This is a genomic window from Ferrovibrio sp. (assembly GCF_046297895.1).
In the GTDB taxonomy this organism is placed as follows: domain Bacteria; phylum Pseudomonadota; class Alphaproteobacteria; order Ferrovibrionales; family Ferrovibrionaceae; genus Ferrovibrio.
The window spans coordinates 310,058-336,036 of record NZ_JBKBHC010000004.1 but is presented as its reverse complement, the minus strand read 5'-3'; the positions used below and the strand labels follow the sequence as shown (position 1 = coordinate 336,036).

The following is a 25,979-nucleotide window of genomic DNA, read 5'->3' as shown; positions in this document are numbered from 1 at the left end:
CGTTTCCGGCCCTGGAATCAGGCCCGAAAAACTACCATGGCGAGGGCCATCGCAGCAATGCCGGGCGCCCCTCCGCAGGGGGGGAAATCAGGGGTCAAAAATATTGGTTTTCAGCCAATTCCATTGGTCTTCGCCACAGGCAGCGACGAGGGGACTGCCCCAGGGTTTGTCGGCGGCGCGATAGAGGCTGCCATCCAGCCGTTTGGCGATGCCGCCGGCCTCGGTGATCAGCAGGCAGCCGGCCGCATGATCCCATGGCAGGGCGCGATTGTAGACGGCGTAATGGATGTGGCCATCGGCGATGGCGAGGTATTCCTGGCCGGCGCAGCGCAGGATCAGCACGCCGGCCGTTTTATCGGCACGATGGCCGATACGGGCGGCAAAATCACGGTCGCCATAGCGGATGTTGGGCGCGCCCGACAGATGTGCCAGCGAGGGCGGTTTTGGCGTGGCCAGCCGGCGCTGGCTACCATCGGACTCGCGCATCCATGCGCCGGCGCCTTTCTCGGCCATCGCCGTGATGCCGCGTACCGGATCATGGATCCAGCTCGCCACCGCATCGCCATCCTGAACCAGAGACACCATCACTGCGAACAGGGCATTGCCGACGGCAAAATTGGCAGTGCCATCCACGGGATCGATTAGCCAGGCCGCGCCCGGCCGGCGCAGCGCATCCATGATCGCCTCGTCGGCGCTGGCCGCCTCCTCGCCCACGACGGTCGAGCCCGGGACAAGGGCCTGCAGCCGAGGCGTCAGGAAGGCCTCGGAATCCTTGTCCGCAATGGTAACGACATCATGCGGCCCGGCTTTCTGGTCGATATCGCCGGTCTTGAGCTGCCGAAACCGCGGCATGATCACCGTGCGGGCCGCCTCCTCGATCAGCAGCCGCACGACGTCCATGTCGATTCTTGCAGTCATGCCCGCTGTCCTTCCTGCCGTTTAAGCCATTTGCCGGCCTCGGCCTGCGACAGCGCGACCGACAATTTGAGATGGCCGTCCTGCTCCTGCATGGCCAGCACCTCGCCATGCCTGTGCAACCAGGCCAAAGCGGCACCATCGCCGGCATCGAGCGTGACGGCCAGTTCGACACGGTCGCTGCCCAGCATGGCATCGATCCGTTGCAGCAGGGTATCGCAGCCCGCACCTTCCAAGGCAGAGATCACGATGGCGTCCTGCTGTCGAGCCGCCTGGTTCTGCAGCGCTTCACGCGCCTCCGGTTCGAGCTGATCAGACTTGTTCCAGGCCTCAAGCAAGCGATGGCCGCTCTCCTCGGTCACGCCGAGCGAAGCGAGTACATCGCGCACATCGCCTGCCTGTGCCTCGCAATCGGGGTGCGACATGTCGCGCACATGCAAGATCAGGTCGGCCGAGATCACCTCTTCCAGCGTGGCGCGGAACGCCGCGACCAGATGAGTCGGCAGTTCGGAGATGAAACCAACGGTGTCGCTGAGGATCACGTTCCGGCCAGACGGCAGCCGCACGGTGCGCATGGTCGGATCCAGGGTGGCGAACAGCAGATCCTTGGCCAGCACCCGGGCCTCGGTCAGGCGGTTGAACAGAGTGGATTTGCCGGCATTGGTGTAGCCCACCAGGGCCACCACCGGATAGGGCACCTTCTGCCGCGCACGACGATGCAGCGAGCGGGTATTCACAACCTGCTCCAGATCCAGTTTGATGCGGGCGATGCGTTCGCCGATCAGACGGCGGTCAATCTCAAGCTGGCTTTCGCCGGGACCGCCGAGAAAGCCGAAACCGCCGCGCTGGCGTTCAAGGTGGGTCCAGGATCGCACCAGGCGCGAGCGCTGGTAGTTCAGGTGCGCCAGTTCCACCTGCAGCCGCCCTTCCTTGGTGCGTGCGCGGGCGCCGAAGATTTCAAGGATCAGGCCGGTGCGGTCGATCACCTTGGCCTTCAGCGCGCGCTCCAGGTTGCGCTGCTGGACCGGGGTGACGGCCGCATCCACGATCACGACATCGACCGGATGCTCGGCGATCCACGCCGCGAGTTCCTCGGTCTTGCCGCTGCCGATCAGGGTCGAAGGCCGCCAGGCCGCCAGCCAGACCACCTCGGCATGCACAACCTCAAGATCGATGGCGGCAGCCAGGCCGACGGCCTCGGCCAGGCGCGCTTCCGGACGGCGGCGCGTATCCGCAGCCGTAGCCTTGGGACCGGGAGATTTAAGTGTGGGGTGCAGGACGAGCGCACGCCTCGTGCGCTCGTCGCCGCTTTCGATGTGATCTGGCATTATCGCCATATAAGCAAAGCCCGGGCGTTTACCAACCCGGACATCGCCACCGGGAGCAAAAAAGCCTTAGCCCTGCTCCCCCTGCGCCTGACCGGCACCGCCCTGAGCTGCCGGGTCGAAGAGCTGGATCGGGCCAGACGGCATCACGGTGGAAATGGCGTGCTTGTAGACCAGCTGCATATGACCGTCCCGGCGCAGCAGCACCGAGAAATTGTCGAACCAGCTGATGATGCCCTGGAGCTTGACACCATTCACGAGAAAGACCGTAACCGGAGTTTTTGTTTTACGGATGTGATTGAGGAAGACATCCTGGACGTTCTGAGGCTTGTCGGCGGCCATCGTTGTTGGACCTTTCTTTTCTTATCTTGTTGTCTTTGTTTTGTTTTTTTCACAATCCGGCCAAGTCTTACCGGATCGCATGTGCGGAGGCGGCGGCCGCAGCCCCACGCATTCGCAGATTAAATCATTAATTCGCGAAAGTGGCAAAACAATGGCGGTTTCCGGCGCAGGAAGGCGCCCGCACCCCTCGGTTGTGACCTCCGTCACCTCACGGGGCGATAAAGCCTGCCTCCCAGTCCGCCTTGCCAAGGCCATGGCTCGCGGCATGGGCCTCGTACAACGCCCGCAGCCTGGCCACCATCACGCCAGGGCCGCCATTGCCGATCGGCTTGCCGTCAAGGCTGACGACCGGCATGGCATAGGAAGTCGTCGAGGTGACGAAGGCCTCTTTCGCCGCCAGTGCCTCGGCCACCGTGAAGCTGCGAATTTCCACCGCCAGGCCTTCGCGGCGCGCGAGTTCCAGCACGGCACTGCGTGTGATGCCGCCCAGAATGGCCGTGCTGGGTGCGCGCGTCACCAGCACATTGTCCTTGGTCACGATCCAGGCATTGGACGAACTGCCTTCCGTGACATGCCCGTCGCGGTCGACCAGCCAGGCTTCATAAGCCCCAGCCTCTTTCGCAGCCTGCTTGGCCAGCGCCGCCGGCAGCAGACCGACCGTCTTGATGTCGCAGCGCCCCCAGCGGATATCTGGCCGGGTGATCGCCGCCACGCCTTTTGCAGCATTCGCCGACGCCTTGGTCATGTCAACGCTGCGAGCGATGGCCACCATCGTGGGCGGGATGTCGCCCGGAAAAGCAAATTCCCGTCGCGCCGCCCCGCGGGTGATCTGCAGGTAAATGTTACCCTGCCTCACCCGATTGCGCCGCACCGTCTCGTTGAGAACAATGGCCATGGCGGCCCGGGTCATCGGGTGCCGGATGCGCAGCTCATCGAGGCTGCGCTCCAGCCGCACCAAGTGGCCCTCGGCATCGACCAGCCGGCCATTCACAATCGCAATAACTTCATAAACGCCATCGGCAAACTGAAAGCCGCGATCTTCCACATGAACGGCCGCCTGGCCATAGGGAACATACTGGCCGTTGACATAAACAACGCGTGCCATCGCACAATACCTCTTTCTGGGGATTAGAAGAACTCGAGGCGCACGGCGAAGAGTTTCTCGACTTTTTTCACCGCATCGCGGCGGACAAAAAGGATGACCCGGTCGCCCGCTTCGATCTCGCTGTCTCCACGCGCAATCATCACCGTCTCGCCCCGGATGATGGCACCGATCATGAGGCCATCGGGCAGGTCAAGTTCTGCCAGCGGGCGGCCGACCAGGGCACTGGTCTCCACCGCCTCGGCCTCCATCACCTCAGCCGCCCCATCCATCAGGGAGTGGACGCCGCGGATACGGCCGCGACGGACATGCTGCAGGATCGAGGAGACCGTGGTCGACCTCGGATTGACCACGACATCAACCCCCAGCGAACCAATCAACGGCTCATAAGCCGGATTGTTGACCAGCGTGATCGCGCGCTGGGCTCCGGCCCGCTTCGCCAACAGGGAACTCAAAATATTGACTTCATCGTCGTTGGTCAGGGAAATGATTGCTTCGGCCGCGCCGACTTTCGCCTCGTTCAGGATGTCCATATCGAGGGAGTCGCCGTTCAACACAACGGCGTTCTTCAGCTCTCCGGCCACGAACTCGGCACGGCTGCGGTTGGCTTCCACCACCTTGAGCAGGACCGACGGCTGAGCCGCAGCGATTTCCCTGGCCAGGAACAATCCGATATTGCCGCCGCCGCACAGGACGATGCGTCGCGCCTCACGCTCTTCATGCCCGAACAGGCGCATGCCGCGCTGAACATGGTCCTTCAGGGCGCAGAAATAAATCTCATCCCCCGCCTCCAAGTGATCGTCGGCGTCGGGAACCAGCAGAGCGCCATTTCTGTTGATTGCGCATATATTGATCGCCAAATCGGGAAACAGCTCGGTGAGCTGGCGCAATGGCGTATTGAGAACCGGACAATCGTCTTCCAGGCGAACGCCTATCAGCCGAAGCCTGTCCTCGGCGAATGGAATCATGTCGAAAGCGCCAGGAGTCAAGATGCGCCGGTGAATGGCACGCGCAACCTCGATCTCAGGCGATATGATATAGTCGATGGAAATGTGCTTCTGGTTGAACAGGTCGGCCCATTCCGGCTTGAGATAACTCTGCGCCCGCACGCGCGCGATCTTGGTGGGCACATTGAACAGGGCATGCGCCACCTCGCAGGCCACCATGTTCACTTCATCGGCGAAGGTGACCGCGATCAGCATGTCGGAATCGGCAGCCCCGGCCTGCTCCAGAACGTCCGGGTGCGATGCATGGCCGACTATGCCGCGCAAGTCATAGCTTTCCGCCGCCTTGTTGGCCCGGTCGGACGAAACATCGATCATCGTCACTTCGTTGCCATCGGCAGCAAGTTGCCGGGCAATGGTGGTCCCCACCAATCCGGCACCGCATACGATCACCTTCATGGCAGCCTTCCGTTCCCGTTAGCCGTTGCGGTCAAGATTGACGACGCCAAGCGCCTTCAGCTTGCGGTGCAGGGCAGAGCGCTCCATGCCGATGAAGCTGGCCGTGCGCGAGACGTTGCCGCCGAAGCGCGTTATCTGGGCGAGAAGATATTCGCGCTCGAACATCTCGCGCGCGTCACGCAGGGGCAACGCCATCACCTCGGTCGTCGTCTCCGGTCGCAACGCAATAGGCGGCGTGGCACCCAGGTCCGAGGGCAGCATATCGGCATGGATCGCGCCCTTCTGGTCCGTAGGCATCATGATCAGCAGGCGCGCAACGGCATTCCGCAGTTCCCGGACATTGCCCGGCCATTCCGCCGATTGCAGGGCCAGCAGCGCGTCTTCGGCCAGCTCCCGCTCGGGCACACCCTGCCGTTGCGCCTCCACGCGGGCGAAATGCCTGGCCAAAAGCGGGATGTCCTCGCGGCGGTCACGCAAGGCAGCCACTTTCAGCGGCACGACATTCAATCTGTGAAACAGGTCCTGCCTGAAACTGCCCTGCCCGACTCGCACGGCAAGGTCATGCGTCGTGCTGGAGATGATGCGAACATCAACCTGCACCCGGGTACGCCCGCCGACCCGCTCGAAGCCCTGCTCGGTCAGCACCCGCAACAGTTTCGCTTGTGCCTCGGCGGACATTTCCGCCACTTCGTCCAGGAACAGCGTGCCGCCATGCGCTTCTTCGAGAACGCCGATGCGGTGCTGACGCTGCCCGTTCACCGATTCCTCGATGCCAAAAAGCTGGGCCTCGACGCGGTCTGAAGTCATTGCCGCGACATTGAGGCTGACAAATGGGCCGCCAGCCCGGCGAGAGCGCTTGTGCAGCAGGCGCGCGACCAATTCCTTCCCCGATCCGGGCGGACCCGCGACCAGCACCCGGCTGTTGGTGGGCGCAACCCGCTCAATCGCCTGCCGCAGCGCGACAATGGCAGGCGAAGAACCGATCAGCTCTGGCACACCGCCCGACATCTGACGCAGGTCTTCGTTCTCGCGTTTCAGGCGTGCCTGCTCCAACGCCCGATCGACCAGCAGCAGGAGGCGGTCGCTCTTGAACGGTTTCTCGATATAGTCATAGGCGCCCCGCTTGATGGCGGAAACGGCAGTTTCGATATTCCCGTGCCCCGAGATCATGATCACAGGCACATTTGCATGATCGCGCACGATGCGGTCGAGAATCTCCAGGCCGTCGAGCTTGCTGCCCTGCAGCCAGATATCCAGGATCACCGCGTTGGGTCGGCGCGCCTCGATTTCCCGCAATGCGCCGACGGAATCCGCGGCCAGACGCGTCTCGTATCCTTCGTCCTGCAGGATGCCGGCGATCAGATTACGGATATCGGCTTCGTCGTCGACAATCAGAATGTCACGCGCCATGGCTACTCGATCCTAACTATACGGCCCGTCTCTGCCTGGGCGCCCGGCTCGGCCGCATCGGGATGACCGACAACAAGATGCGGCAGGCGAATCCGCGCCAAGCTACCACTTCCGCCTGCCGGATCAACTGCCGCAACGTCCGTCAGGGTGATGCTGCCGCCATGTTCCTCGATGATCTTCTTTACGATCGCCAGCCCCAGCCCTGTGCCTTTGCTGCGGGTCGTCACATAGGGCTCGAACAACCGCTCCCGGTTCTCGGCCGGCAAGCCCCGGCCATTATCCTGCACGGCGATTTCCGCCGCCCCGGACGCTACCGTCAGCGAGACCGTAATCTGGCCCGCGGGTAGGCTTTCGCCAGCGTGGCGTTCGCGGCCATCGATTGCGTCTATTGCATTCTGCAGGATGTTGGTCAGCACCTGGGCGATCTGCCGTGCATCGCAGCTCAGATGCACAGGATCGGCGGGAACAAAACTTTCGAACCGGATATCGTTGCGCGCCACCTGCTGCATGAATACGCCCTGGCGCACCAGTTGTCCCAGGTCCTCTTCCCGGTAGACCGGCCGCGGCATCCGGGCAAAGGTAGAGAATTCATCCACCATACGGCCGATATCGCCCACCTGGCGGATGATCGTGTCGGTGCATTGCGAGAAAATCTCCGGATCCGTCTGCACTTCCTTCAGATACTTGCGTTTGAGCCGTTCGGCGGAAAGCTGGATCGGGGTCAGCGGGTTCTTGATTTCATGAGCGATGCGGCGGGCAATATCGGCCCAGGCGGCATTGCGCTGCGCCGCCATCAGTTCGCTGACATCATCGAACGTGGCGACATAACCAAGCAGTTCGTTGCCAGTCGATTCCCGGGCGATCCGCACAAGCAGGGTCCGGTTTCCATCGGGCCGCGACACGATCACCTGGCCGCGTTCGACCGCTTCGCTTGTGCTCCCCGCCAGACGTTCGTAAAGCCCGGCCATTTCAGGCGCAACCTCGGCGAAGGGCCGTCCCACCATCTCGTCAAAGCTTTTCTGCAGCATCGCCTGCGCCGAGGGATTCGGCAGGGTGACCATTCCCTGCGGGTCGATACCGATCACACCGGCCGAGACTCCACCGAGCACCGTTTCAGTGAAACGGCGCCGTTCATCAAGTTGGCGATTGGCAGCGATCAGTTCGGCCTGCTGCGCGGCGAGCTGGCCTGTCATGCGGTTGAAGGTGCGGCCCAGGGTGGCGATTTCGTCATCGTCGGCACGCTCGGTCACGCGCGCGGTGAGGTCTCCGCTGCGGATACGTTCGGCTGCACCCACCACTTCGCCGATCGGCGCCACCAGTCGGTTGGCGATGAGCAACGCAAACCAGATCGCGGCGAGCAACAGCAATAGCGAGATCAGCAGGAACAGGATGGCGAAATTGATTTCAAGGGCCGAGCGCGCCTGTTCAAGGCGATTGTATTGCTGGGCGGCCAACCGTGTTCGTTCAAGCTCTCCTAGCACTTTCGCGTCGATGAACCGCCCGACATACAGATAGGCGTCCAGATAACCGTCCAGTCGAACCAAGGCCCGCACCCGGTCGTCGGTTTCAGCCGTAATGAAAATGACCTGGCCGGCATTGGCATCCAGCAGGGCGCGGGTGGGAATGCGATCGAATTCCATCAGCAGGCTGAGCTCATTCCTGGCAAGAATTTCGCCCGTAGAGGTGAAAACGATGGCCTCCCCCAATCCACGAAGACGAGACAACTGACGGACGGCCTGCTGGAAAGCGTAGGGATTGCGTGTCAGGCGCGGCGCTTCGCGGTTCAGGTCGACGGCCATTGCCAGAACATCGGCCCGGATGGTCTTGCGGTGTTCCTGGATATAGGCCTCGGCAATCGCCACCGATGCCTTCACCGCCGAATTGACCCTTTCGCTGAACCACGTCTGCAGACCCAGATTGAAGAACAGCACGGCGAAAACCGTCATCATGACGGTAGGCAATGCGGTCACGGCGGCGAACATCATCACCATACGGGCATGCAGCCGTGATCCTGCCGCACCGCGGCGCCGCTGCATCCACAACACCACCAGCCGCCGTGCCACCAGACTGGTCAGGCCCAGCAGGATCACCAGATCGGTCAGCAGCAGGATCTGGACATCGCGGGGTGTCAGTTCCCGCGTGGTGCCCGGCGTCATGGCCAGATAGGTGAGCGTACCGGCAACCACAGCCGCGATCGCCAGCGAAATCTCCAGGTGACGGATCAGCCGGCGGCGCCGGAACCAGTCGAACCACCGGCGCAGCAGGCGCACCGATGCAGACCCCGCCGGCTGCGCATCGGCAGCATGGATCGTCTCGTCGGTCATGACTGATGAATCAAGGGCCGGAACATCCGGTGATCATAGCCCAGCCGGGCCGGGCTAGCACCTGTCGGAATACCCCTCTATTTCAAGCCGCGAATCACCTGAATGTTATGATCCCTGATCTTCTTGCGCAGGGTGTTGCGGTTCAGCCCCAGCATATGGGCGGCTTTGATCTGGTTGCCCCGCGTCGCCGCCAGACTGAGGGAAATCAGCGGGATTTCGAGTTCACGCAGCATCCGGTCATAGAGGCCTGGCGCCGGCAGGTCATCCCCCTGGGCGGCGAAGTACTTGGTCAGGTGCCGTTCGATGGCGCCAGTCAGGGTCTCTTCCTCGCCCGGCTCGGACGGTTTCGGAACCTGCGGGGGTTCCGCCAGTTCGTTGTCGATCACCTCGATGCCGATCACGTCATCGGCATACAGGGCGGCCAGCCGACGCACGAGGTTTTCCAGTTCACGCACGTTGCCGGGCCAGCGATACCGCCGGATGCGCTCCATCGCCTCGGGCGACACGGTCTTGACCGGCAGGCCCTGGGCGGCGGCCTGGCTCAGGAAGTAGCGCACCAGATCCGGGATATCCTCGCTGCGCTCGCGCAGCGGCGGCAGGCGCAGCGGCACCACGTTCAGCCGGTAGAACAGGTCTTCGCGGAACAAACCCTGGTTCACGGCCTGGCGCAGGTCGCGGTTAGTGGCGGCAACGATGCGCACATCGGTGCGGATCGGCGTACGGCCGCCGACCGTGGTGTATTCACCCTGCTGCAGCACGCGCAACAGGCGTGTCTGAGCCTCGATCGGCATATCGCCGATTTCGTCAAGAAACAGCGTCCCGCCCTCGGCCTGCTCGAACCGGCCGGCATAGCGGTTGGCCGCACCGGTGAAGGCGCCTTTTTCATGGCCAAACAGTTCAGACTCGATCAACTCGCGCGGAATCGCCGCCATGTTGATGGCCACAAAAGGCCCGTTGCGGCGCTTGCCGTAATCATGCAGCGCCCGGGCGACCAGCTCCTTGCCCGTGCCGGATTCACCGTAGATGAGGACGGTGAGATCCGTGCCCATCAGACGCGCCATCACGCGATAGATTTCCTGCATCGCCGGCGAACGGCCGATCAGCGGCAGTTTTTCCTCGTCGGCGGCGGCTTCGGCATCTTCCTGCGGCGCCATCTTCGGCTGGCTGAGCGCGCGCTCGACCACGCGCAGCAGTTCCTTCAGATCGAAGGGCTTGGGCAGGTAGTCATAAGCGCCGCGTTCGGCAGCCTTCACTGCGGTCAACAGCGTTTTCTGCGCGCTCATCACGATGATCGGGAGATCCGGCCTGATCCGTTTGATTCGCGGCAACAGGTCGAGGCCGTTCTCATCGGGCATCACCACATCGGTGATGATCAACTCGCCCTCGCCTTCCGAGGCCCAGCGCCAGAGCGTTGCCGCATTGCCGGTCGAGCGCACCTGATAGCCGACCCGGCCAAGCGCCTGATCCAGAACGGTACGGATCGAGCGATCGTCGTCAGCGACAAGGATGGTGCCCTTATGACTCATTCAGACTCTCCGGATGCTTCCACGGCCGGGTTGTGGACCGGCAAACGCGCACTGAAAACGGTACGGCGCGGGCGGCTGTCGCATTCAATTACGCCGCCATGGTCGCCGATGATCTTGGCAACCAATGCAAGACCGAGGCCAGAACCGCTAACCTTGGTTGTCACAAAGGGGTCAAAGAGATGAGGCCGGATGTCTTCCGGCACGCCGGGGCCATTGTCCTGGACCGAAACTTCCAACGGCAGATGCAACCTGTCGCGCGAACCACGGACAGCCAGACGCACGCCATGGCGGTAGGCCGTTGTCAGCACGATCTCGCCACCCGTGTCGTCGCCAATCGCCTCGGCGGCATTTTTCACCAGATTGAGGAACACCTGCACCAACTGGTCGCGATTGCCATAAACCGGCGGCAGAGACGGGTCATAGCGTTCGGCGAAGCGGATATTCTTGGCGAAGCCAGCCTGCGCAACCTTGCGCACATGCTCCAGAACCTGATGGATGTTTACCGGGCCGCGCTCGATCGGGCGTTTGTCGGAAAACACCTCCATGCTGTCGACCAGGGCGCAGATGCGATCCGTCTCATCGCAGATCAGGCGCGTCAGCTCGCGATCGGCCTGGCTGGCATTCAGCTCCAGCAGCTGTGCGGCGCCGCGGATGCCGCTCAAGGGGTTTTTTACTTCATGGGCCAGCACCGCCGCCATACCAGTAACCGAGCGCGCGGCACCACGATGGGTCAGGGCACGACCGATCTTGGCTGCCATGCTGCGCTCGTCGAAGCGGACGATCACGTGATCTGGCGCTTCCGGTACCGGCGAGATCTGCACATCGACCAGACGTTCGCCCAGGCGCGGCGAACCAAGATCGACATCGTATTCCGACACGCTGTAACGCTCACGGAAAACCTGGCTGACCAGTTGCAGGACCGGGCTTCCGAACGGCACCAGATCGCGCAGGTTCTGCCGGCACAGCACGGCGGCGCCGGAATCGAAAAATTGTTCGGCGGCAGGGTTGGCATAGGTTATGTCACCCTGCCGTCCGATCACGAGGATTGGATTGGGGATGGCACCAAGCACCTGCGCGGCATCGATCGGCGGCATCTCGATCTGGTGCTCGACAGGCTGCATCAGGCGGCGATCCTGTCGAGTTGCGGCGCGTAGAAATCGCGTACTGCCTGGCGCACCTGCTCTGCTTCGTCGAGCTGCATGATGCGAGTGCGGAATTCGGCCGAGCCCGGCAGTCCCTTGGAATACCAGGCCACATGCTTACGGGCGATCTTCAGTCCAGTCTGGGTACCGTAATGCACCAGCATCGCGTCATAATGCTCAAGCACCATGTCGCGCTGCTCATGCAGCGGTGGATCGGGCAGGCGTGTCCCTGATTTCAGAAAGTCCATCACCTGGCGCAGGAACCACGGCCGGCCATAGGCGCCACGGCCAATCATCACGCCATCGGCACCCGATTGCGTCAGCGCCTCGCGCGCCTCCTCAAGCGTTGTGATATCGCCATTCACGATCACCGGGATCGAAACCACTTCCTTCACCTTGCGCACGAAGGCCCAGTCGGCGCGGCCGTTATACATCTGGTTGCGCGTGCGGCCGTGCACGGTGAGCATCCGGATGCCCTCGCCCTCCGCGATGCGCGCCAGTTCCGGCGCGTTGCGGTTCGCCTCGTCCCAGCCGGTGCGCATCTTCAGCGTAACCGGCAGCTTCACGGCTTTCACCGTAGAGGTCAGCAGGCCTTTGGCATGCTGCAGGTCGCGCATCAGCGCCGAACCGGCGTGGCCGTTGACCACCTTCTTGACCGGACAGCCCATGTTGATGTCGATGATGGCGGCGCCCTTGTCTTCATTCAGCTTCGCAGCTTCGGCCATCACATGGCCCTCGCAACCGGCCAGTTGCACCGACATCGGAAACTCTTCCGGTGCATTTTCCGCCATCTTCAGCGATTGGCGCGAGGCGCGTACCATCGCCTCCGAGGCGATCATTTCAGACACGACAAGCCCCGCACCGCTTCTCTTCACGAGGCGGCGGAACGGCAGGTCGGTGACCCCTGACATCGGCGCCAGGATGACGGGGTCTTCAATGGAGACGGGACCAATCTTTATGCTCATTTTTTGCACACATTGCTGGGTGCCCAGTTGTTGTTCACTCTAGGCGGTTTCTTACTGCGCTGCAACATCATTCCGCGACCGGATTAAATCCGCCTTCGGATGGCAATTGGGCAAACCTTTGCCGGTCTCGCCGGCTCAGGCTAGGGTGCCGTCATGACCGTGATCGCCCTGATTGTCGCCGCTGGCCGCGGAAGCCGTGCAGGTGGGGAAAAACCAAAGCAATACCAGATGCTTGGGGGGAAACCCTTACTCCGGCACAGCATCGATGCGTTCCTGGCCCACGGGGCAATAGCACGGGTCATGGTCGTGATCCACCCTGGCGATGTGGAAGAGTACCGCGCCGCGACAAAAGGCCTCGAGGAATCCCAGCGCCTGATGCCGCCCTGCCTGGGCGGCGCGGCGCGGCAGGATAGCGTCCGGCTTGGATTGGAGGCCCTGGCCCAGGATCAGCCCCTTTCCGTGCTGATTCACGATGCGGCCCGCCCATTTCTTCGGCAAGACAGGATCGATGCGCTGCTGGAAATGCTCAAACAGGCGCCAGGCGCCATTCTGGCCATCCCCGTCGTTGATACCCTGAAACGGGATGGCCAGGGCCTGGCCCGCAGCGGAGCCGAGCGCCAGGGTCTTTGGCGGGCGCAGACCCCCCAGGCCTTCCGTTTCAACGACATTCTGATCGCGCACCGCCAGAGCGCCGGCCTGGCCCTTACCGACGATGCCGCGGTGGCGGAACATGCCGGCCTGGGCGTACGTCTGGTCCCCGGGGAGGAGGAGAATTTCAAGGTGACCGAACCAGCCGACTTCGCCCGCGCTGAACGGCAGCTGATGATGCAATTGGCCGATATTCGCACCGGCCAGGGTTTCGATGTGCATGCCTTCAGCGACCAGCCCGGCCGCAAGCTGATGATCGGCGGTATCGAGATCGCCCATGAGCGCGGCCTGGCCGGCCATTCAGACGCCGATGTGGCCCTGCACGCCCTGACCGATGCGATCCTTGGCGCCCTGGCCGATGGCGATATCGGCCAACATTTTCCGCCTTCCGATGCGCGCTGGAAGAATGCCGACTCAGCCGCCTTCCTGCGTCACGCCGCCGAGAGGGTGGTTCAACGCGGCGGCGTCATCGCCCATTGCGATGTCACGATCATCTGCGAGGCGCCAAAAATCGGTCCGCATCGCGATGCGATCCGCGTACGCATCGCCGGCATCCTTGGCATCGCTGCAGATCGTGTGAGCGTGAAGGCGACAACGACGGAGAAGCTTGGCTTCACCGGCCGGCGCGAAGGGATTGCCGCCCAGGCCATTGCCACGATCCGCCTGCCCGCCTGATGCCACGCCGCCTTGCCTTCCTGCTTTGCACATGGTTCGGCCTGGGAAGGATGCCGAAGGCGCCGGGCACCTGGGGCTCGGTCGGTGCCCTGCCCTTTGCGTGGGCGATCCAGTATGCAGGTGGTCCTTGGGCGCTGGTTGTCGCCGCGACGCTACTTTCGCTGCTATCGCTATGGGCCATTCGGGAATATCTGTCGCACTGGCCCGGCGAGGATCCGGGCGAGATCGTGATCGACGAGGTAGCCGGCCAATGGCTGACGCTGGCCTTTGTACCGCTCGATCCCCTGCTGTATCTGATCGGATTTGTCGTCTTCAGGTTTTTCGATATCACGAAAATCTGGCCCGTCTGCTGGGCCGACCGCAACCTGCATGGCGCCCATGGCGTGTTGGTCGACGATCTGCTGGCCGGCCTGTATGGCATGGGGGTCATGCTGGCGTTGGCTCATTTCTGGTGGTGATGCGATGGACGATACCCTGCTGCGACTTGCCGAGAGCCTGCTGGCCGAATGCCGCCGGCATGGCGCCATGCTGGCGACGGCGGAATCCTGCACCGGCGGACTGATCGCCGCGACGCTGACTGAAATCGCGGGTTCGTCGGATGTATTCGAACGCGGCTTCGTCACCTATTCCAATGCCGCAAAATCGGCCTCACTGGGCGTGCCGGCCGAAATCATCGCCGGTCATGGCGCCGTTTCTGAAGCCGTGGCGCGCGCCATGGCAGAAGGCTGCCTGCGCAAAAGCGAGGCCGATATCGCCATCGCCTGTACCGGCATCGCCGGCCCGGGCGGCGGCAGCGTTGAGAAACCTGTCGGCCTTGTGCATATCGCCGTGGCAGGCACGGGGCAGGAAACCATGCACCAGCGCATGACCTATGGCGATATCGGCCGCGCCGCCGTGCGCACCGCCACCGTCGAGGACGCCCTCACGCTGGCGGACGAGATGCTGAAGCAGATGGTGGCCGCCGCCGATTAAAGATCGGCCAGACGCCGCACCTCGCCAGACGCCGCGACAGCGCCGTCGCGCACGAAGCGTTCGTGGTTCTGGTCGATATCGTCCAGACGATAGAGGTAATTCACCATCATGCCGGCCGACTGCTTCAGGCCGTTTTTAGAACGGTCGCCCAGCCAGTTCAGTCGATGCACGGTCGCACCGTTGCTCAAGTGAAACCGCGCCACCGGATCGCGCGGCTTGCCGCTCTTGTCCTGGGCCGTCAGCAGATAACGCGCACAGAGCCGGAGCAGTACAGGCTTGAGCGCATCGGCCAGCGCGGGATTCTCCACCCAGCCGCGATCCTGCAACAGGCCCGGCAGCATGCCCTTGGAGAAGCGCTGCCCTAGCGCCTCGCGCAATTGATCGCGCGCCTTTGCCTCCACCAGATCGGGCGCGCCTTCGGCAATGGTCTCGTCCAGCCAGGCGCGGAAACCCGGAATCGGCGACAGCGTCGAAAACTGTTTGAGATGTGGCAGCTCGCGGCTCAGGTCGTCCACCACACGCTTGATCAGGAAATTGCCGAAGGAAATGCCGCGCAGGCCGGTCTGCGTATTCGAGATCGAATAGAAGATCGCCGTATCAGCCTCGCGCGGGTCCAGCACCGGCTGGCTCTGATCCAGCAGGGCCTGCACGTTGCCGGCGATGCCCTTCACCAGCGCCACCTCGACGAAGATCAGGGGTTCCAGCGGCATGCGCGGATGAAAGAAAGCATAGCAGCGCCGGTCGGCATCCAGTCGGTTGCGCAGATCGTCCCAGCTTTCGATGGCATGCACCGCTTCGTAGGCGATCAGCTTTTCCAGCAACGCCGCCGGGCTGTTCCACGAGATGCGCTGCAGTTCCAGAAAACCGACATCAAACCAGGCAACGAACAGGTCTTCCAAGTCGGCATCGACGATGGCCAGTTCCGGCGATTCCTTGCGGAAGCGCAAAGCATCGGCACGCAGATCGACCAGGAATTTCACGCCCTGCGGCAGTGCCGTGAACTGGGTCAGCAGACGCTGACGCGGCGGAGTCAGGGCCTGCCGCAATTTGCGCTCGGCCTTGTGCCGCGCCGCTGGATCGGCAGCCTGCTGCACGTCGCCAATCTTTTTGTCCAGCAATGCCGGGTCGGCGCCGAAACCACTGGCCAGCACCTTCAGGAAACTGGCTTTACCATTATCGTTGAGCCCCAGATACAACCGCCCGAGCGCCGCCGCACGGGCACGCGCCGAAACCTCACCGCCTCGCGCCTCCAGACAATCGTTGAACAGGCCGTGCAGGCGCTCGATATCCCTGGCATCCAACTCCCCGCTACGGCCAAGCTGTGCCGTCTCGTCGCCACCGGCAATGCCGCGCCAGGCGCCGACCAGGCTGCGCAATCCGCGCTCCAGCAAGGTGCCGGACATCGAAATGTTGGGAAGCGTCGGCAGGGCAACCATCGGACACTCCGTTCTGGCGGGCTCTCCGTTCTGGACCCGGATGGAACGTCCGGGGCGTTTCAGAGTGCCGTTATCGTAGCACCAGGGGCCAGCGATAATCCATTCTCGCCGTAAAGCTGCCGCGCCCGGGTCTCAAAGGCGCCAACCATGCGTCTGACGGCCTCGTTGAACAACAGTTCGATGGTTTTCTGCAGCAGTTTGGAACGGAACTCGAAATCGACATAGAAGTCGATCTCGCAGCCCTGGCTGTGCGGCAGGAATATCCAGTGGTTCTTCAGGTATTTGAACGGACCGTCGGTGTACTCGACGTCGATCCGCTTTGCTTCCGGGTTCAGCGTCACTTTCGACGTGAAGCGCTCGCGGAACATTTTGAAGCCGATGATCAGGTCGGCCACCATCAGCCGCTCGCTGCGCTCGCGGATGCGCGCGCCCAGGCACCAGGGCAGGAATTTCGGGTAATGCTCAACGCCTGCCACCAGTGCATAGAGCTGGTCAGGCGTATAGGGCAGAATACGCTTTTCGGCGTGGGTGGGCACGGCCCGGTCAGGCTCCCGCCTGTGCCAGCCGGGCAGCGCGGTTCGCCTTCAGTCGGGCGAAATCGGCGCCGGCATGATGCGACGAGCGAGTCAGCGGCGACGCCGACACCATCAGGAAGCCTTTCGAATTGGCGATCGTGGTGTAAGAGGCGAACTCGTCGGGCGTGACGAAACGTTCGACCGCCGCATGCTTACGGGTCGGCTGCAGGTATTGCCCGATGGTGAGGAAATCCACATCGGCGGCGCGCAGGTCGTCCATCACCTGCATGATCTCGATCTTCTCCTCGCCCAGGCCTACCATCAGGCCCGACTTGGTGAACATCGTTGGATCAAGTTCCTTCACCTTCGCCAGCAGTTGCAGCGAGGCGAAATAGCGTGCGCCGGGCCGGATGGTGGGATAAAGCCGCGGCACGGTTTCAAGATTGTGGTTGAACACATCCGGCCTCGCCGCGACCACGGCTTCGATGGCGCCGGGCTTGCGGATGAAGTCGGGCGTTAGGATCTCGATAGTGGTACCGGGCGAGGCCTTGCGGATTTCCTCAATCGTCCGCACGAACTGCGAGGCGCCGCCATCGGCCAGGTCGTCGCGGTCGACCGAGGTGATCACCACGTGATGCAGGCCAAGCTGCCCCACTGCTTCGGCCACATGCTGCGGCTCGTCGGCATCCACCGCCAGCGGTTTCCCGGTGGCTACGTTGCAGAAGGAACAGGCGCGGGTGCAGATCGCGCCCAGGATCATGAAGGTGGCGTGTTTCTGCTTCCAGCATTCGCCCAGATTCGGGCAGGCCGCTTCCTCGCAGACGGTATGCAGTTTCAGGTCGCGCATCAGCCGGCGCGTCTCGGCCGCTTCCTCCGAGGTCGGCGCCTTGACACGGATCCAGTCCGGCTTGCGCAGCACCGGCTTGTCGGGCTTGTGCGCCTTCTCGGGGTGACGGACAGGAACGGGATGGATGTTGACGACCACGATACAATCCTTTTGCTGGCCCCGAATTCCGAGGTAGCGCGGCGGATTATACAGAAAAGGCCCGGGCCTGACACCTGCCCGCCCAGGCCGGATAATCCTAGTAATTCAGGGCCTTGCCGTAAGCATCCAGCACCGATTCATGCATCATCTCGCTCAGGGTCGGATGCGGGAAGATGGCATGCATCAGCTCGGCCTCGGTGGTCTCCAGCGTCTTGGCGATGCCAAAGCCCTGGATCATCTCGGTGACCTCGGCGCCGATCATGTGTGCGCCCAGCAACTCGCCGGTCTTGGCGTCGAACACCGTCTTGACCAGACCTTCCGGCTCGCCCAGCGCAATCGCCTTGCCGTTGGCGAGGAAGGGATACCGCCCCACCCGCACCTCATAGCCCTTGGCCTTGGCGGCTGCTTCGGTGAGACCGACGCTGGCAATCTGTGGCGTACAATAGGTGCAGCCCGGGATATTGCTGACATTCAGCGGATGCACGTCCTTCACGCCGGCGATCTTCTCCACGCAGATCACGCCTTCATGGCCGGCCTTGTGCGCCAGCCAGGGTGGACCGGTCAGGTCGCCGATGGCATAGATGCCGGGTTCCGCCGTGCGGCTGTATTCATCGATCACCACATGGGTCTTGTCGACCTTCACCTTGGTGGTCTCCAGGCCGATATTCTCCACATTGCCGACGATGCCGACGGCCAGGATCACACGCTCGACGGTGATCTGGCTTTCCTTGCCGGCCTTGTCCTTCAGCGTCGCCGTCACGCTGTCAGTACCTTTCTTCAGTGCCGTGACCGTGGTGCCGGTGAAAATCTTCATACCCTGCTTCTCGAAAGCTTTCTTGGCGAGGCCAGAGATTTCCTCATCCTCCACCGGCAGCACGCGGTCCATCACCTCAACGACGGTGACGTCTGCGCCGAGCGTGCGGTAGAAGCTGGCGAATTCGATGCCGATGGCGCCCGAACCGATCACCAGCAGGGATTTCGGCAGCGCCGGCGGCACCATCGCTTCCTTATATGTCCAGACCAGCTTGCCGTCCGGCTCCAGGCCGGGCAGCGCGCGGGCACGCGCGCCGGTGGCGAGGATGATGTGCTTGGCGGTGAGGTCGGCAACCGGCTTGCCGTCCTTGGTGACTTTCACCTTGCCCGGACCGTTCAGCATGCCATGGCCGTCGAACACCGTGACCTTGTGCTTTTTCATCAGGAACTTTACGCCGCCGGAAAGCTGCGCCGCCACCTTGCGCGACCGCTCTACCACCTTGGCGGCATTGATTGTCACCTTGCCTTCGACCGTGAAACCGAATGCCTCGGCATGCTTGATGTTGGAATAGATCTCGGCCGAGCGCAGAAGCGCCTTGGTCGGGATGCAGCCCCAATTCAGGCAGATGCCGCCCAGATGCTCGCGCTCGATGATCGCCGTTTTCATCCCGAGCTGGCTGGCGCGAATCGCCGTGGTGTAACCGCCCGGGCCGCTGCCGACCACGATCACATCGAAGCTGGTGTCAGACATGCTGGTCTCCTTAAACAGACCGGGTTATGCCGCCGTCGACGCGCAGGCTCTGGCCGGTGATGTAGCTCGCCTGCTCCGACAGCAGGAAGGCGACGGCATCAGCGATTTCACGGGTGGTGCCGTAACGCTTCATCGGGATGCGAGCCACGCGCTGTTCCTTGGCCGGCAGGCTGTCGATGAAGCCCGGCAGCACGTTGTTCATGCGAATGCCCTGCGCGGCATACTGGTCGGCATAGACCTTGGCGAAGCTGGCCACTGCCGCACGCACCGGGCCGGAAATCGGGAAATCGGCTTCTGGTTCGAAAGTCGCGTAGGTGAGCAGGTTGACGAACGCACCGCCGCCCTGTTTGAGCATTACCGGCGTCACCAGCCGCACCATGCGCACCACCGCCAGATGAACCAGTTCGAAGCCGGTGAGCCAGGCGGCATCGTCCAGCTCCAGCAGTGAGCCCTTGGGCGGATGGCCGGTATTGTTCACCACCGCGTCGATGCGGCCGTATTTATCCAGCGTCAGGTCGACCAGCGCCTTGATATCCTCGGCCTTGGCATTCGAGCCGGCCAGGCCGACACCGCCAAGGCTTTCGGCCAGCGTCTTGGCCGCGCCGGAGGGCGACATGGCAGCAACGCGGTAGCCGTCGGAGGCCAGCTTCTTCAGCACCGCCGCGCCCATGCCTTTGCCGGCACCGGTAACGATGGCAACTTTTTCAACCATCGTCATGGCCTCACAGCAGCATGGTCAGCGGGTCGTCGACATAGCCCTTGAAGGCCTGCAGGAACTGTGCACCCACCGCGCCGTCCACCGCACGGTGATCGACCGACAGCGTCACCGTCATGATGGTGGCGGGCACGATCTGGCCCTTGCGCACGATGGCGCGTTCCTCGCCCATGCCAACGGCCAGGATGCAGCCCTGCGGCGGATTGATCACCGCCTCGAACTGCTTGATCCCGAACATGCCGAGATTGGAGATCGAGAAGGTGCCGCCCTGGTATTCGTCGGGTTTGAGCTTGCCGTCGCGCGCCCGTGCCGCGAGATCCTTCATCTCGGTGGCAATCTGGGTCAGGCCCTTCTGCTCGGCCTGCTTGACGATCGGCGTGATCAGGCCGTTCGGCGTGGCCACCGCCACCGAGATATCGGCATGCTCGTAATACAGCATGCCGCTCTCGTCATAGCTGGCATTGGCCTCGGGCACCTTCTTCAAAGCCAGGGCGGCAGCGCGGATCAGGAAGTCATTGACGCTGACCTTGGCTTCCGACTTAGCATTCAGGCGCTTACGCAGGGCCAGTAGCTCGTCGATCTCGCAGTCGATGGTGAGATAAAAATGCGGCACCGTCTGTTTGGACTCGGTGAGACGGCGTGCGATGGTCTTGCGCATGCCCGACAGCGGCTCGAGCCTGTAGGGCATCTTGAGCAGGTCGGCGAGCTGGCGCGCACCCGGGCCGGCGGCGACCGGCGCGGTGGCGGCGGCCTTCGCAACCGGAGCCGTCGCACCTTTCGGCGCCTTCTCCACGTCGGCCTTGACGATACGGCCATGCGGGCCGCTGCCCGTCACGGCCTTCAGGTCGATGTTGTTCTGCGCAGCAATGCGGCGTGCCAGCGGCGAGGCAAAGATGCGCTCGCCCGTTTTCGCGGCCGGGGTCGCAGCCGGTGCTGGCGGCGGAGCAGCCGCCGGAACTGCCGGGGTAGCCGGGGCTGCAGGTACGGCGGCAGCGGACTTGGCTGCCGGAGCCGCCTTCACGTCACCGGCAGACTCGCCGTCTTGCAGCAGCACGGCAATCGGCGTGTTCACGGCAACGCCCTCGGTGCCTTCGGGCACCAGGATCTTGCCGATCTTGCCTTCATCCACGGCCTCGAATTCCATCGTGGCCTTGTCGGTCTCGATCTCGGCCATGATATCGCCGGCCTTGACCGTGTCGCCTTCCTTGACCAGCCACTTGCCCAGCTTGCCCTCGGTCATTGTCGGCGACAGGGCAGGCATCAGGATCTCTATCGGCATGATGCGCCTCCCGCTCAGCGGTAACAGACGGCCTTGGCCGCCTGCACGATCTCGTCCACTGTCACCAGTGCCAGCTTTTCCAGGTTGGCCGCATAGGGCATCGGCACGTCCTTGCCGGTGACGCGCGTCACCGGCGCATCGAGATAGTCGAAGGCGGCTTCCATGATCGCGGCCGAGATTTCCGCGCCTATGCCAGATTGTGGAAAGCCCTCCTCCACCGTGACCAGGCGGTTGGTCTTCTGCACCGACTTCACGATGGCTTCCTTGTCCATCGGGCGGATGGTGCGCAGGTCGATCACCTCGGCCTCGATGCCTTCGGCCGCCAGCTTCTCGGCCGCCGCCAGGGCATGACCCACGGCAATCGAATAACCGACCAGCGTGACGTCCTTGCCTTGGCGGGCGATGCGAGCCTTGCCGATGGGCACGACGTAATCGTCCAGCTTGGGCACGTCGAAACTGCGGCCGTAGAGGATTTCGTTTTCCAAAAATACGACCGGGTTCGGGTCGCGGATGGCAGCCTTGATCAGGCCCTTGAAGTCAGCCGCCGAATACGGCGCCACCACCTTCAGGCCCGGGATATGCGAATACCAGGCGGCATAGCATTGGCTATGCTGCGCCGCGACGCGGGCGGCCGCGCCATTCGGGCCACGGAACACGATGGGGCAGCCCATCTGGCCGCCCGACATGTAAAGCGTCTTGGCCGCCGAATTCACGATCTGGTCGATGGCCTGCATCGAGAAGTTGAAGGTCATGAACTCGACGATGGGGCGCAGGCCGCCGAAGGCGGCGCCGATGCCCAAGCCGGCAAAGCCCTGTTCGGTGATCGGCGTGTCGATCACGCGCTCGGGGCCGAACTCATCCAGCATGCCCTGGCTGATCTTGTAGGCGCCTTGGTACTGCGCCACTTCCTCGCCCATCAGGAACACGCGCGGATCGCGGCGCATCTCTTCCGACATGCCCTCGCGGATCGCCTCGCGTACCGTCATGGCGACGAATTCGGTGCCGGCCGGGATATCGGGGTCGGTCAGGTCTTTCGCCGCAGTCGATGCCACGGCCGCAGCCGGAACCGAAGCGGTCAGCGCCCTGGTTTCTGCCTTCGGCGCTGCCGGCGCGACGCCCGCGACTTCGCCGTCGCCACGCAATTTTGCAATCGGTGTGTTTACGGCAACGCCTTCGGTGCCCTCCGGCACCAGAATCTTGTCGATCACGCCTTCATCGACCGCCTCGAATTCCATCGTGGCCTTGTCGGTCTCGATCTCGGCCATGATATCGCCGGCCTTGACCGTGTCGCCTTCGCGCACGAACCACTTGGCCAGCTTGCCTTCCGTCATGGTAGGGGACAGGGCAGGCATCAGAATCTCGATAGACATCTTCACATCCTCCCCGCCGGCTCAGGCTTCCACATAAACATCGGTCCACAATTCCGACGGGTCGGGCTCCGGGCTTTCCTGCGCGAAATCGACTGCTTTCTGGACGATGTCCTTCACTTCCTTGTCGATCACCTTCAGCACGTCCTCGTCGGCCAGGCCGTTGCCCAGCAGCAGGCTGCGAACCTGGTCGATCGGGTCATGCTCGGCACGCATCTTGGTCACTTCGTCCTTGCTGCGGTATTTCTGCGGGTCGGACATCGAGTGGCCGCGATAGCGATAGGTCATCATTTCGAGAATGATCGGGCCCTTGCCGGCGCGGCACCAAGCCACTGCCTCCTCGCCCGCTTCCTTCACGGCGAGCACGCTCATGCCGTCGACCTGCCGGCCGGGAATGCCGAAGCTCTCGCCGCGCTTGTACAGGGCCGGCTGGGCCGAAGCGCGATTGACCGCCGTGCCCATGGCATACTGGTTGTTCTCGATCACGTAGATGACCGGCAGTTTCCAGAGCTCGGCCATGTTGAAGCTTTCGTAGACCTGACCCTGGTTGGCCGAGCCGTCGCCGAAATAGCAGAAGGTCACGTTGTCGGTCTTGTTGTACTTCTGCGCAAAGGCCAGGCCCGTGCCCAGCGGCACCTGGGCGCCAACGATGCCATGGCCGCCGTAGAAGTGCTTCTCGCGGCTGAACATGTGCATCGAGCCGCCCTTGCCCTTGGAATACCCGCCGATGCGACCCGTCAGTTCTGCCATCACACCGCCGGCATCCATGCCGGTGGCCAGCATGTGGCCGTGGTCGCGATAGGAGGTGATGACGGCATCGCCTTGCTTGGCGCAGGCCTGCAGGCCAACGACGACCGCTTCTTGGCCGATGTAGAGGTGGCAGAAACCGCCGATCAGGCCCATGCCGTAAAGCTGGCCTGCCTTCTCCTCGAAGCGGCGGATCAGCAGCATGTCGCGGTAATAGCGGAGCATCTCGTCGGCGGGCGGCAGTTTCGCCTTTTTGCCCGCGGCGGATTCACCCGCCTTGCCCGGTTTCGCCATGGTTTTCCTCCCGACTTCCCTTACGGCATTGCCTGATCAATACCATCAACGGGAGGGGAAGATGGCGGCTAACTTTAGTTAAAACAATGCTTTTTCTAGAATTAACTTGATTTCAGTTAATTCGGGTAATTCCATTGCCGGAAATTCGCCTTTCAGCGGCCGAGAATTACCAGATCGCCAGGCCGTACCATGCCCAGCACGCGCCGCCCCTGCTCATCGAGCATGTCCACGTCCAGACCTTCGGCCCGCAGCAGGGCCACCCGCCGCTCCAGGGTCTTCCGCTCTGTCGTAACTTCCGCCAGGGCGATCCGGGTATCCTGGATCTGCAGGGTCAGCCGGGTATAGGCATTGATGCCATGCTCGCCCTCCATCGCGTGATAGGCAAAATAGCCGATGGCGGCGAAGCATATCACCGGAATGACGGCGGCGAGGGAATGGCGGCGGATTTCGTGCAGGGCGCTCATGATGATTCGAATCGAATCACATCCGAGTCGCGGGGTCAACGCGTTTCCGAGTCGCGGAGGGATTCTGGCCATAGAGTCAAAGAATTAGATAAAATTTAACGCTGCGGCCGAGAGCCACCCTTCCCTTGCCCCTGACAGGCCATTATCTTCATGCCATGCGCAAATCCCGTGTCATCCGTTTAGCCCTGCTTGGAACTGTCGGCCTGGTTGGCCTCACGGCCTGCGAGGAGAATGACCCGCTGGCCGGCCATGACGTGCTGCGCGACCAGAAGGAATGCGCCTCCCGCCCGGACCCGGATGGCTGCCGGATTGCACTGGCGGATGCCCGTGCCCAGCATGTTCAGACCGCCCCGCGCTTCACCAGCCGCGAGGAATGCGAAACCCAGTTTGGCCTGGGCAACTGCGGCACGCCGCAGCAGATCCTGAGCGCCAACGACGAATTCTCCACGGCCCAGCCCGCCCCGCTGACCGGAGAGCAGGCCCAGCAGCAACAGCAGGCCCAGTCCTCGGGCAGCGTGTTCATGCCGATGCTGATGGGCTACATGATTGGCCGCAGCCTGGCCGGCCCAAGCCCCTGGAGCGCACGCGGGGCGGCCCAGCCGCTCTACCGCGACCCCAGCAACACGGCCTATTCCGGCAATCGGCCGCTCGGCCAGCTCGGCGCCAACCGCTTTCCCGATGCGCCCAAGGCCGCGCCTGGCTATGTCAGCCGCGGCGGCTTCGGCCGCACCGGCAGCAGCTATTCTGCCGCCAGCTAATAAGGCCATCACAACATGGAGCGCCTTGCCGTCGAGCCCCGCCCCGACTGGCGCGAGCGTGCCGAAAAGATCGGCTTCGCTTTCCACACCATCAACGGCGAGCCTTACTGGTGCGAGGATGCTGCCTACAGTTTTTCCCCGGCACAGATCGATGAACTGGACGACGCCGCCCAGCGGCTGGAAGACATGTGCCTTGAACTGGTCGATGGCGTCATCCAGCGCGGCAACTATGCTCCCTTCCACCTGACAGACTCGGCCATCGCGCTGATCGAACAATCCTGGCAGCGGCAGGACAAGAATCTATACGGCCGCTTCGATCTGGCCTGGAACGGCACTGGCGCGCCAAAGCTGCTCGAATACAACGCCGACACGCCGACCGCGCTATACGAAGCCAGCGTGGTACAGTGGGAATGGCTCGACAGCTTCTGCAATCATTGCGACCAGTTCAACGGCATCCACGAGACCCTGATCGAAGCCTGGAAACATTTCGGCCTGTGGGGTCATCGCCTGCATTTCACCTGCGTGCGTGATCATGAGGAGGATTTCGGCACGGCCGAATACCTGCGCGACACGGCGATACAGGCCGGGCTGGATACCGACCGGCTATACATCGATGAGATCGGCTGGAACGGCAAACGCTTCGTCGATCTGTCCGCCAAGCCGATCACTGTGCTGTTCAAGCTCTATCCGTGGGAGTGGCTGCTGCAGGAAGATTTTGCGGCCAACATCCAGCCCTCCGGCATCCGCATGATCGAACCGGCCTGGAAGATGCTGCTCTCCACCAAGGCGATCCTGCCGCTGCTGTGGCAGAAGTGGCCCGATCACGAAAACCTGCTGCCGGCCAGTTTCGACCGCGCCGTCATCAAAGGGCCCTGCATGGCCAAGCCCTTCTGGGGCCGCGAAGGTGCCGGTATCAGCCGCCTGTCGGAGACCGGTGCAACGCTCGACAGCGTGCCGGTGCAGGGCGATCCCTCACCCGAGTTGCAGATATACCAGCAGGCCATCGAGATGCCCTGCTTCGACGGCTTCTACCCCGTACTCGGCGTGTGGGTGGTGGCATCGCGCGCCTGCGGCTTAGGCATCCGCGAGGACCGCAGCCCGATAACCCGCAACACCAGCCGTTTTGTGCCGCACCTGTTCGAATAAGTTGCACGAGAATACACAGG

The 25,979-nt window shown here is 62.9% G+C and carries 24 protein-coding genes; 5 read left to right on the top strand and 19 right to left on the bottom strand.

The window, feature by feature from the left end; genetic code table 11:
• Positions 1-87: 87 nt before the first annotated feature.
• The 10 genes from ACK4FK_RS08740 to dusB form a co-directional block, all read right to left on the bottom strand.
• Positions 88-918: an inositol monophosphatase family protein gene (locus tag ACK4FK_RS08740; RefSeq protein WP_409744008.1), complete on the bottom strand. Its 831-nt coding sequence runs from the start codon at positions 916-918 to the stop codon at positions 88-90.
• Positions 915-2,252, bottom strand: a complete 1,338-nt coding sequence (gene hflX, locus ACK4FK_RS08735) for a GTPase HflX (protein ID WP_409744005.1) — start codon at positions 2,250-2,252, stop codon at positions 915-917. The genes ACK4FK_RS08740 and hflX overlap by 4 nt, the downstream gene beginning before the upstream one ends.
• 57 nt (positions 2,253-2,309) lie before the next feature.
• Positions 2,310-2,582 carry an RNA chaperone Hfq gene (hfq, locus tag ACK4FK_RS08730; protein ID WP_374304567.1) on the bottom strand — a complete coding sequence of 91 codons (273 nt, stop codon included), beginning with the start codon at positions 2,580-2,582 and terminating at the stop codon, positions 2,310-2,312.
• A gap of 208 nt (positions 2,583-2,790) precedes the next feature.
• Positions 2,791-3,687, bottom strand: coding sequence for a D-amino-acid transaminase (locus tag ACK4FK_RS08725; RefSeq protein ID WP_409744001.1), 897 nt, complete (start codon positions 3,685-3,687; stop codon positions 2,791-2,793).
• 23 nt (positions 3,688-3,710) lie between these two features.
• Positions 3,711-5,087 (bottom strand): Trk system potassium transporter TrkA, encoded by a 1,377-nt coding sequence (trkA, locus tag ACK4FK_RS08720; RefSeq protein ID WP_409743998.1) that lies wholly within the window; start codon positions 5,085-5,087, stop codon positions 3,711-3,713.
• A gap of 18 nt (positions 5,088-5,105) precedes the next feature.
• Positions 5,106-6,497 carry a sigma-54-dependent transcriptional regulator gene (locus ACK4FK_RS08715; RefSeq protein ID WP_409743994.1) on the bottom strand — a complete coding sequence of 464 codons (1,392 nt, stop codon included), beginning with the start codon at positions 6,495-6,497 and terminating at the stop codon, positions 5,106-5,108.
• 2 nt (positions 6,498-6,499) lie between these two features.
• Positions 6,500-8,821, bottom strand: a complete 2,322-nt coding sequence (locus ACK4FK_RS08710) for an ATP-binding protein (RefSeq protein ID WP_409743992.1) — start codon at positions 8,819-8,821, stop codon at positions 6,500-6,502.
• A 77-nt stretch (positions 8,822-8,898) separates the two neighbouring features.
• Positions 8,899-10,347, bottom strand: a complete 1,449-nt coding sequence (ntrC, locus tag ACK4FK_RS08705) for a nitrogen regulation protein NR(I) (RefSeq protein WP_409743989.1) — start codon at positions 10,345-10,347, stop codon at positions 8,899-8,901.
• A complete protein-coding gene (locus tag ACK4FK_RS08700) occupies positions 10,344-11,468 on the bottom strand; it encodes a two-component system sensor histidine kinase NtrB (RefSeq protein ID WP_409743986.1) in 1,125 nt (374 codons plus the stop codon). Before ACK4FK_RS08700 ends, ntrC begins: the two co-directional genes overlap by 4 nt.
• A complete protein-coding gene (gene dusB, locus ACK4FK_RS08695) occupies positions 11,468-12,454 on the bottom strand; it encodes a tRNA dihydrouridine synthase DusB (RefSeq protein WP_409743984.1) in 987 nt (328 codons plus the stop codon). The genes ACK4FK_RS08700 and dusB overlap by 1 nt, the downstream gene beginning before the upstream one ends.
• 153 nt (positions 12,455-12,607) lie before the next feature.
• Between dusB and ACK4FK_RS08690 the strand changes: the two genes are divergently transcribed.
• The 3 genes from ACK4FK_RS08690 to ACK4FK_RS08680 are packed head-to-tail and all read left to right on the top strand — an operon-like array spanning position 12,608 to position 14,749.
• Positions 12,608-13,777, top strand: coding sequence for a bifunctional 2-C-methyl-D-erythritol 4-phosphate cytidylyltransferase/2-C-methyl-D-erythritol 2,4-cyclodiphosphate synthase (locus ACK4FK_RS08690; protein ID WP_409743981.1), 1,170 nt, complete (start codon positions 12,608-12,610; stop codon positions 13,775-13,777).
• Entirely contained in the window at positions 13,777-14,235 is a 459-nt protein-coding gene (locus ACK4FK_RS08685) for a phosphatidylglycerophosphatase A (RefSeq protein WP_409743979.1), read from the top strand. The genes ACK4FK_RS08690 and ACK4FK_RS08685 overlap by 1 nt, the downstream gene beginning before the upstream one ends.
• Before the next feature lie 4 nt (positions 14,236-14,239).
• Positions 14,240-14,749, top strand: coding sequence for a CinA family protein (locus ACK4FK_RS08680; RefSeq protein ID WP_409743976.1), 510 nt, complete (start codon positions 14,240-14,242; stop codon positions 14,747-14,749).
• Here the strand turns inward: ACK4FK_RS08680 and ACK4FK_RS08675 are convergent.
• From ACK4FK_RS08675 to ACK4FK_RS08635, 9 genes are all read right to left on the bottom strand, one after another.
• Complete coding sequence (locus tag ACK4FK_RS08675; RefSeq protein ID WP_409743973.1) at positions 14,746-16,185, bottom strand: malonyl-CoA decarboxylase; 1,440 nt, start codon at positions 16,183-16,185, stop codon at positions 14,746-14,748. The genes ACK4FK_RS08680 and ACK4FK_RS08675 overlap by 4 nt on opposite strands.
• A 59-nt stretch (positions 16,186-16,244) precedes the next feature.
• Complete coding sequence (locus tag ACK4FK_RS08670; RefSeq protein WP_409743970.1) at positions 16,245-16,721, bottom strand: type II toxin-antitoxin system RatA family toxin; 477 nt, start codon at positions 16,719-16,721, stop codon at positions 16,245-16,247.
• Positions 16,722-16,728: 7 nt separating this feature from the next.
• Positions 16,729-17,685: a lipoyl synthase gene (lipA, locus tag ACK4FK_RS08665; protein WP_409743968.1), complete on the bottom strand. Its 957-nt coding sequence runs from the start codon at positions 17,683-17,685 to the stop codon at positions 16,729-16,731.
• Positions 17,686-17,782: 97 nt separating this feature from the next.
• The gene (gene lpdA, locus ACK4FK_RS08660; protein WP_409743965.1) at positions 17,783-19,189 is read right to left on the bottom strand and encodes a dihydrolipoyl dehydrogenase; all 1,407 of its coding nucleotides are present in this window, start codon (positions 19,187-19,189) and stop codon (positions 17,783-17,785) included.
• Between the two features lie 10 nt (positions 19,190-19,199).
• Positions 19,200-19,901, bottom strand: coding sequence for an SDR family oxidoreductase (locus ACK4FK_RS08655; protein WP_409743962.1), 702 nt, complete (start codon positions 19,899-19,901; stop codon positions 19,200-19,202).
• A 10-nt stretch (positions 19,902-19,911) separates the two neighbouring features.
• Positions 19,912-21,183: a pyruvate dehydrogenase complex dihydrolipoamide acetyltransferase gene (locus tag ACK4FK_RS08650; protein ID WP_409743960.1), complete on the bottom strand. Its 1,272-nt coding sequence runs from the start codon at positions 21,181-21,183 to the stop codon at positions 19,912-19,914.
• 14 nt (positions 21,184-21,197) lie between these two features.
• A complete protein-coding gene (locus ACK4FK_RS08645) occupies positions 21,198-22,553 on the bottom strand; it encodes a pyruvate dehydrogenase complex E1 component subunit beta (protein WP_409743957.1) in 1,356 nt (451 codons plus the stop codon).
• 21 nt (positions 22,554-22,574) lie between these two features.
• Positions 22,575-23,591 carry a pyruvate dehydrogenase (acetyl-transferring) E1 component subunit alpha gene (gene pdhA / locus ACK4FK_RS08640; protein ID WP_409743954.1) on the bottom strand — a complete coding sequence of 339 codons (1,017 nt, stop codon included), beginning with the start codon at positions 23,589-23,591 and terminating at the stop codon, positions 22,575-22,577.
• 152 nt (positions 23,592-23,743) lie between these two features.
• A complete protein-coding gene (locus tag ACK4FK_RS08635; RefSeq protein WP_409743951.1) occupies positions 23,744-24,055 on the bottom strand; it encodes an FtsB family cell division protein in 312 nt (103 codons plus the stop codon).
• Positions 24,056-24,210: 155 nt separating this feature from the next.
• Here ACK4FK_RS08635 and ACK4FK_RS08630 point away from each other — a divergent pair, with 155 nt between their 5' ends.
• Positions 24,211-24,813 (top strand): DUF1190 domain-containing protein, encoded by a 603-nt coding sequence (locus ACK4FK_RS08630; protein ID WP_409743949.1) that lies wholly within the window; start codon positions 24,211-24,213, stop codon positions 24,811-24,813.
• Between the two features lie 15 nt (positions 24,814-24,828).
• Positions 24,829-25,959, top strand: coding sequence for a glutathionylspermidine synthase family protein (locus ACK4FK_RS08625; RefSeq protein ID WP_409743946.1), 1,131 nt, complete (start codon positions 24,829-24,831; stop codon positions 25,957-25,959).
• Positions 25,960-25,979 lie beyond the last annotated feature (20 nt).

What these genes read in the sequence shown, in the direction of transcription:
- ACK4FK_RS08740 (WP_409744008.1), bottom strand. Translation starts at nt 918, where the DNA reads ATGACTGCAAGAATCGACATGGACGTCGTGCGGCTGCTGATCGAGGAG.
- hflX (WP_409744005.1), bottom strand. Translation starts at nt 2,252, where the DNA reads ATGGCGATAATGCCAGATCACATCGAAAGCGGCGACGAGCGCACGAGG.
- hfq (WP_374304567.1), bottom strand. Translation starts at nt 2,582, where the DNA reads ATGGCCGCCGACAAGCCTCAGAACGTCCAGGATGTCTTCCTCAATCAC.
- ACK4FK_RS08725 (WP_409744001.1), bottom strand. Translation starts at nt 3,687, where the DNA reads ATGGCACGCGTTGTTTATGTCAACGGCCAGTATGTTCCCTATGGCCAG.
- trkA (WP_409743998.1), bottom strand. Translation starts at nt 5,087, where the DNA reads ATGAAGGTGATCGTATGCGGTGCCGGATTGGTGGGGACCACCATTGCC.
- ACK4FK_RS08715 (WP_409743994.1), bottom strand. Translation starts at nt 6,497, where the DNA reads ATGGCGCGTGACATTCTGATTGTCGACGACGAAGCCGATATCCGTAAT.
- ACK4FK_RS08710 (WP_409743992.1), bottom strand. Translation starts at nt 8,821, where the DNA reads ATGACCGACGAGACGATCCATGCTGCCGATGCGCAGCCGGCGGGGTCT.
- ntrC (WP_409743989.1), bottom strand. Translation starts at nt 10,347, where the DNA reads ATGAGTCATAAGGGCACCATCCTTGTCGCTGACGACGATCGCTCGATC.
- ACK4FK_RS08700 (WP_409743986.1), bottom strand. Translation starts at nt 11,468, where the DNA reads ATGCAGCCTGTCGAGCACCAGATCGAGATGCCGCCGATCGATGCCGCG.
- dusB (WP_409743984.1), bottom strand. Translation starts at nt 12,454, where the DNA reads ATGAGCATAAAGATTGGTCCCGTCTCCATTGAAGACCCCGTCATCCTG.
- ACK4FK_RS08690 (WP_409743981.1), top strand. Translation starts at nt 12,608, where the DNA reads ATGACCGTGATCGCCCTGATTGTCGCCGCTGGCCGCGGAAGCCGTGCA.
- ACK4FK_RS08685 (WP_409743979.1), top strand. Translation starts at nt 13,777, where the DNA reads ATGCCACGCCGCCTTGCCTTCCTGCTTTGCACATGGTTCGGCCTGGGA.
- ACK4FK_RS08680 (WP_409743976.1), top strand. Translation starts at nt 14,240, where the DNA reads ATGGACGATACCCTGCTGCGACTTGCCGAGAGCCTGCTGGCCGAATGC.
- ACK4FK_RS08675 (WP_409743973.1), bottom strand. Translation starts at nt 16,185, where the DNA reads ATGGTTGCCCTGCCGACGCTTCCCAACATTTCGATGTCCGGCACCTTG.
- lpdA (WP_409743965.1), bottom strand. Translation starts at nt 19,189, where the DNA reads ATGTCTGACACCAGCTTCGATGTGATCGTGGTCGGCAGCGGCCCGGGC.
- ACK4FK_RS08655 (WP_409743962.1), bottom strand. Translation starts at nt 19,901, where the DNA reads ATGGTTGAAAAAGTTGCCATCGTTACCGGTGCCGGCAAAGGCATGGGC.
- ACK4FK_RS08650 (WP_409743960.1), bottom strand. Translation starts at nt 21,183, where the DNA reads ATGCCGATAGAGATCCTGATGCCTGCCCTGTCGCCGACAATGACCGAG.
- ACK4FK_RS08645 (WP_409743957.1), bottom strand. Translation starts at nt 22,553, where the DNA reads ATGTCTATCGAGATTCTGATGCCTGCCCTGTCCCCTACCATGACGGAA.
- pdhA (WP_409743954.1), bottom strand. Translation starts at nt 23,591, where the DNA reads ATGGCGAAACCGGGCAAGGCGGGTGAATCCGCCGCGGGCAAAAAGGCG.
- ACK4FK_RS08635 (WP_409743951.1), bottom strand. Translation starts at nt 24,055, where the DNA reads ATGAGCGCCCTGCACGAAATCCGCCGCCATTCCCTCGCCGCCGTCATT.
- ACK4FK_RS08630 (WP_409743949.1), top strand. Translation starts at nt 24,211, where the DNA reads ATGCGCAAATCCCGTGTCATCCGTTTAGCCCTGCTTGGAACTGTCGGC.
- ACK4FK_RS08625 (WP_409743946.1), top strand. Translation starts at nt 24,829, where the DNA reads ATGGAGCGCCTTGCCGTCGAGCCCCGCCCCGACTGGCGCGAGCGTGCC.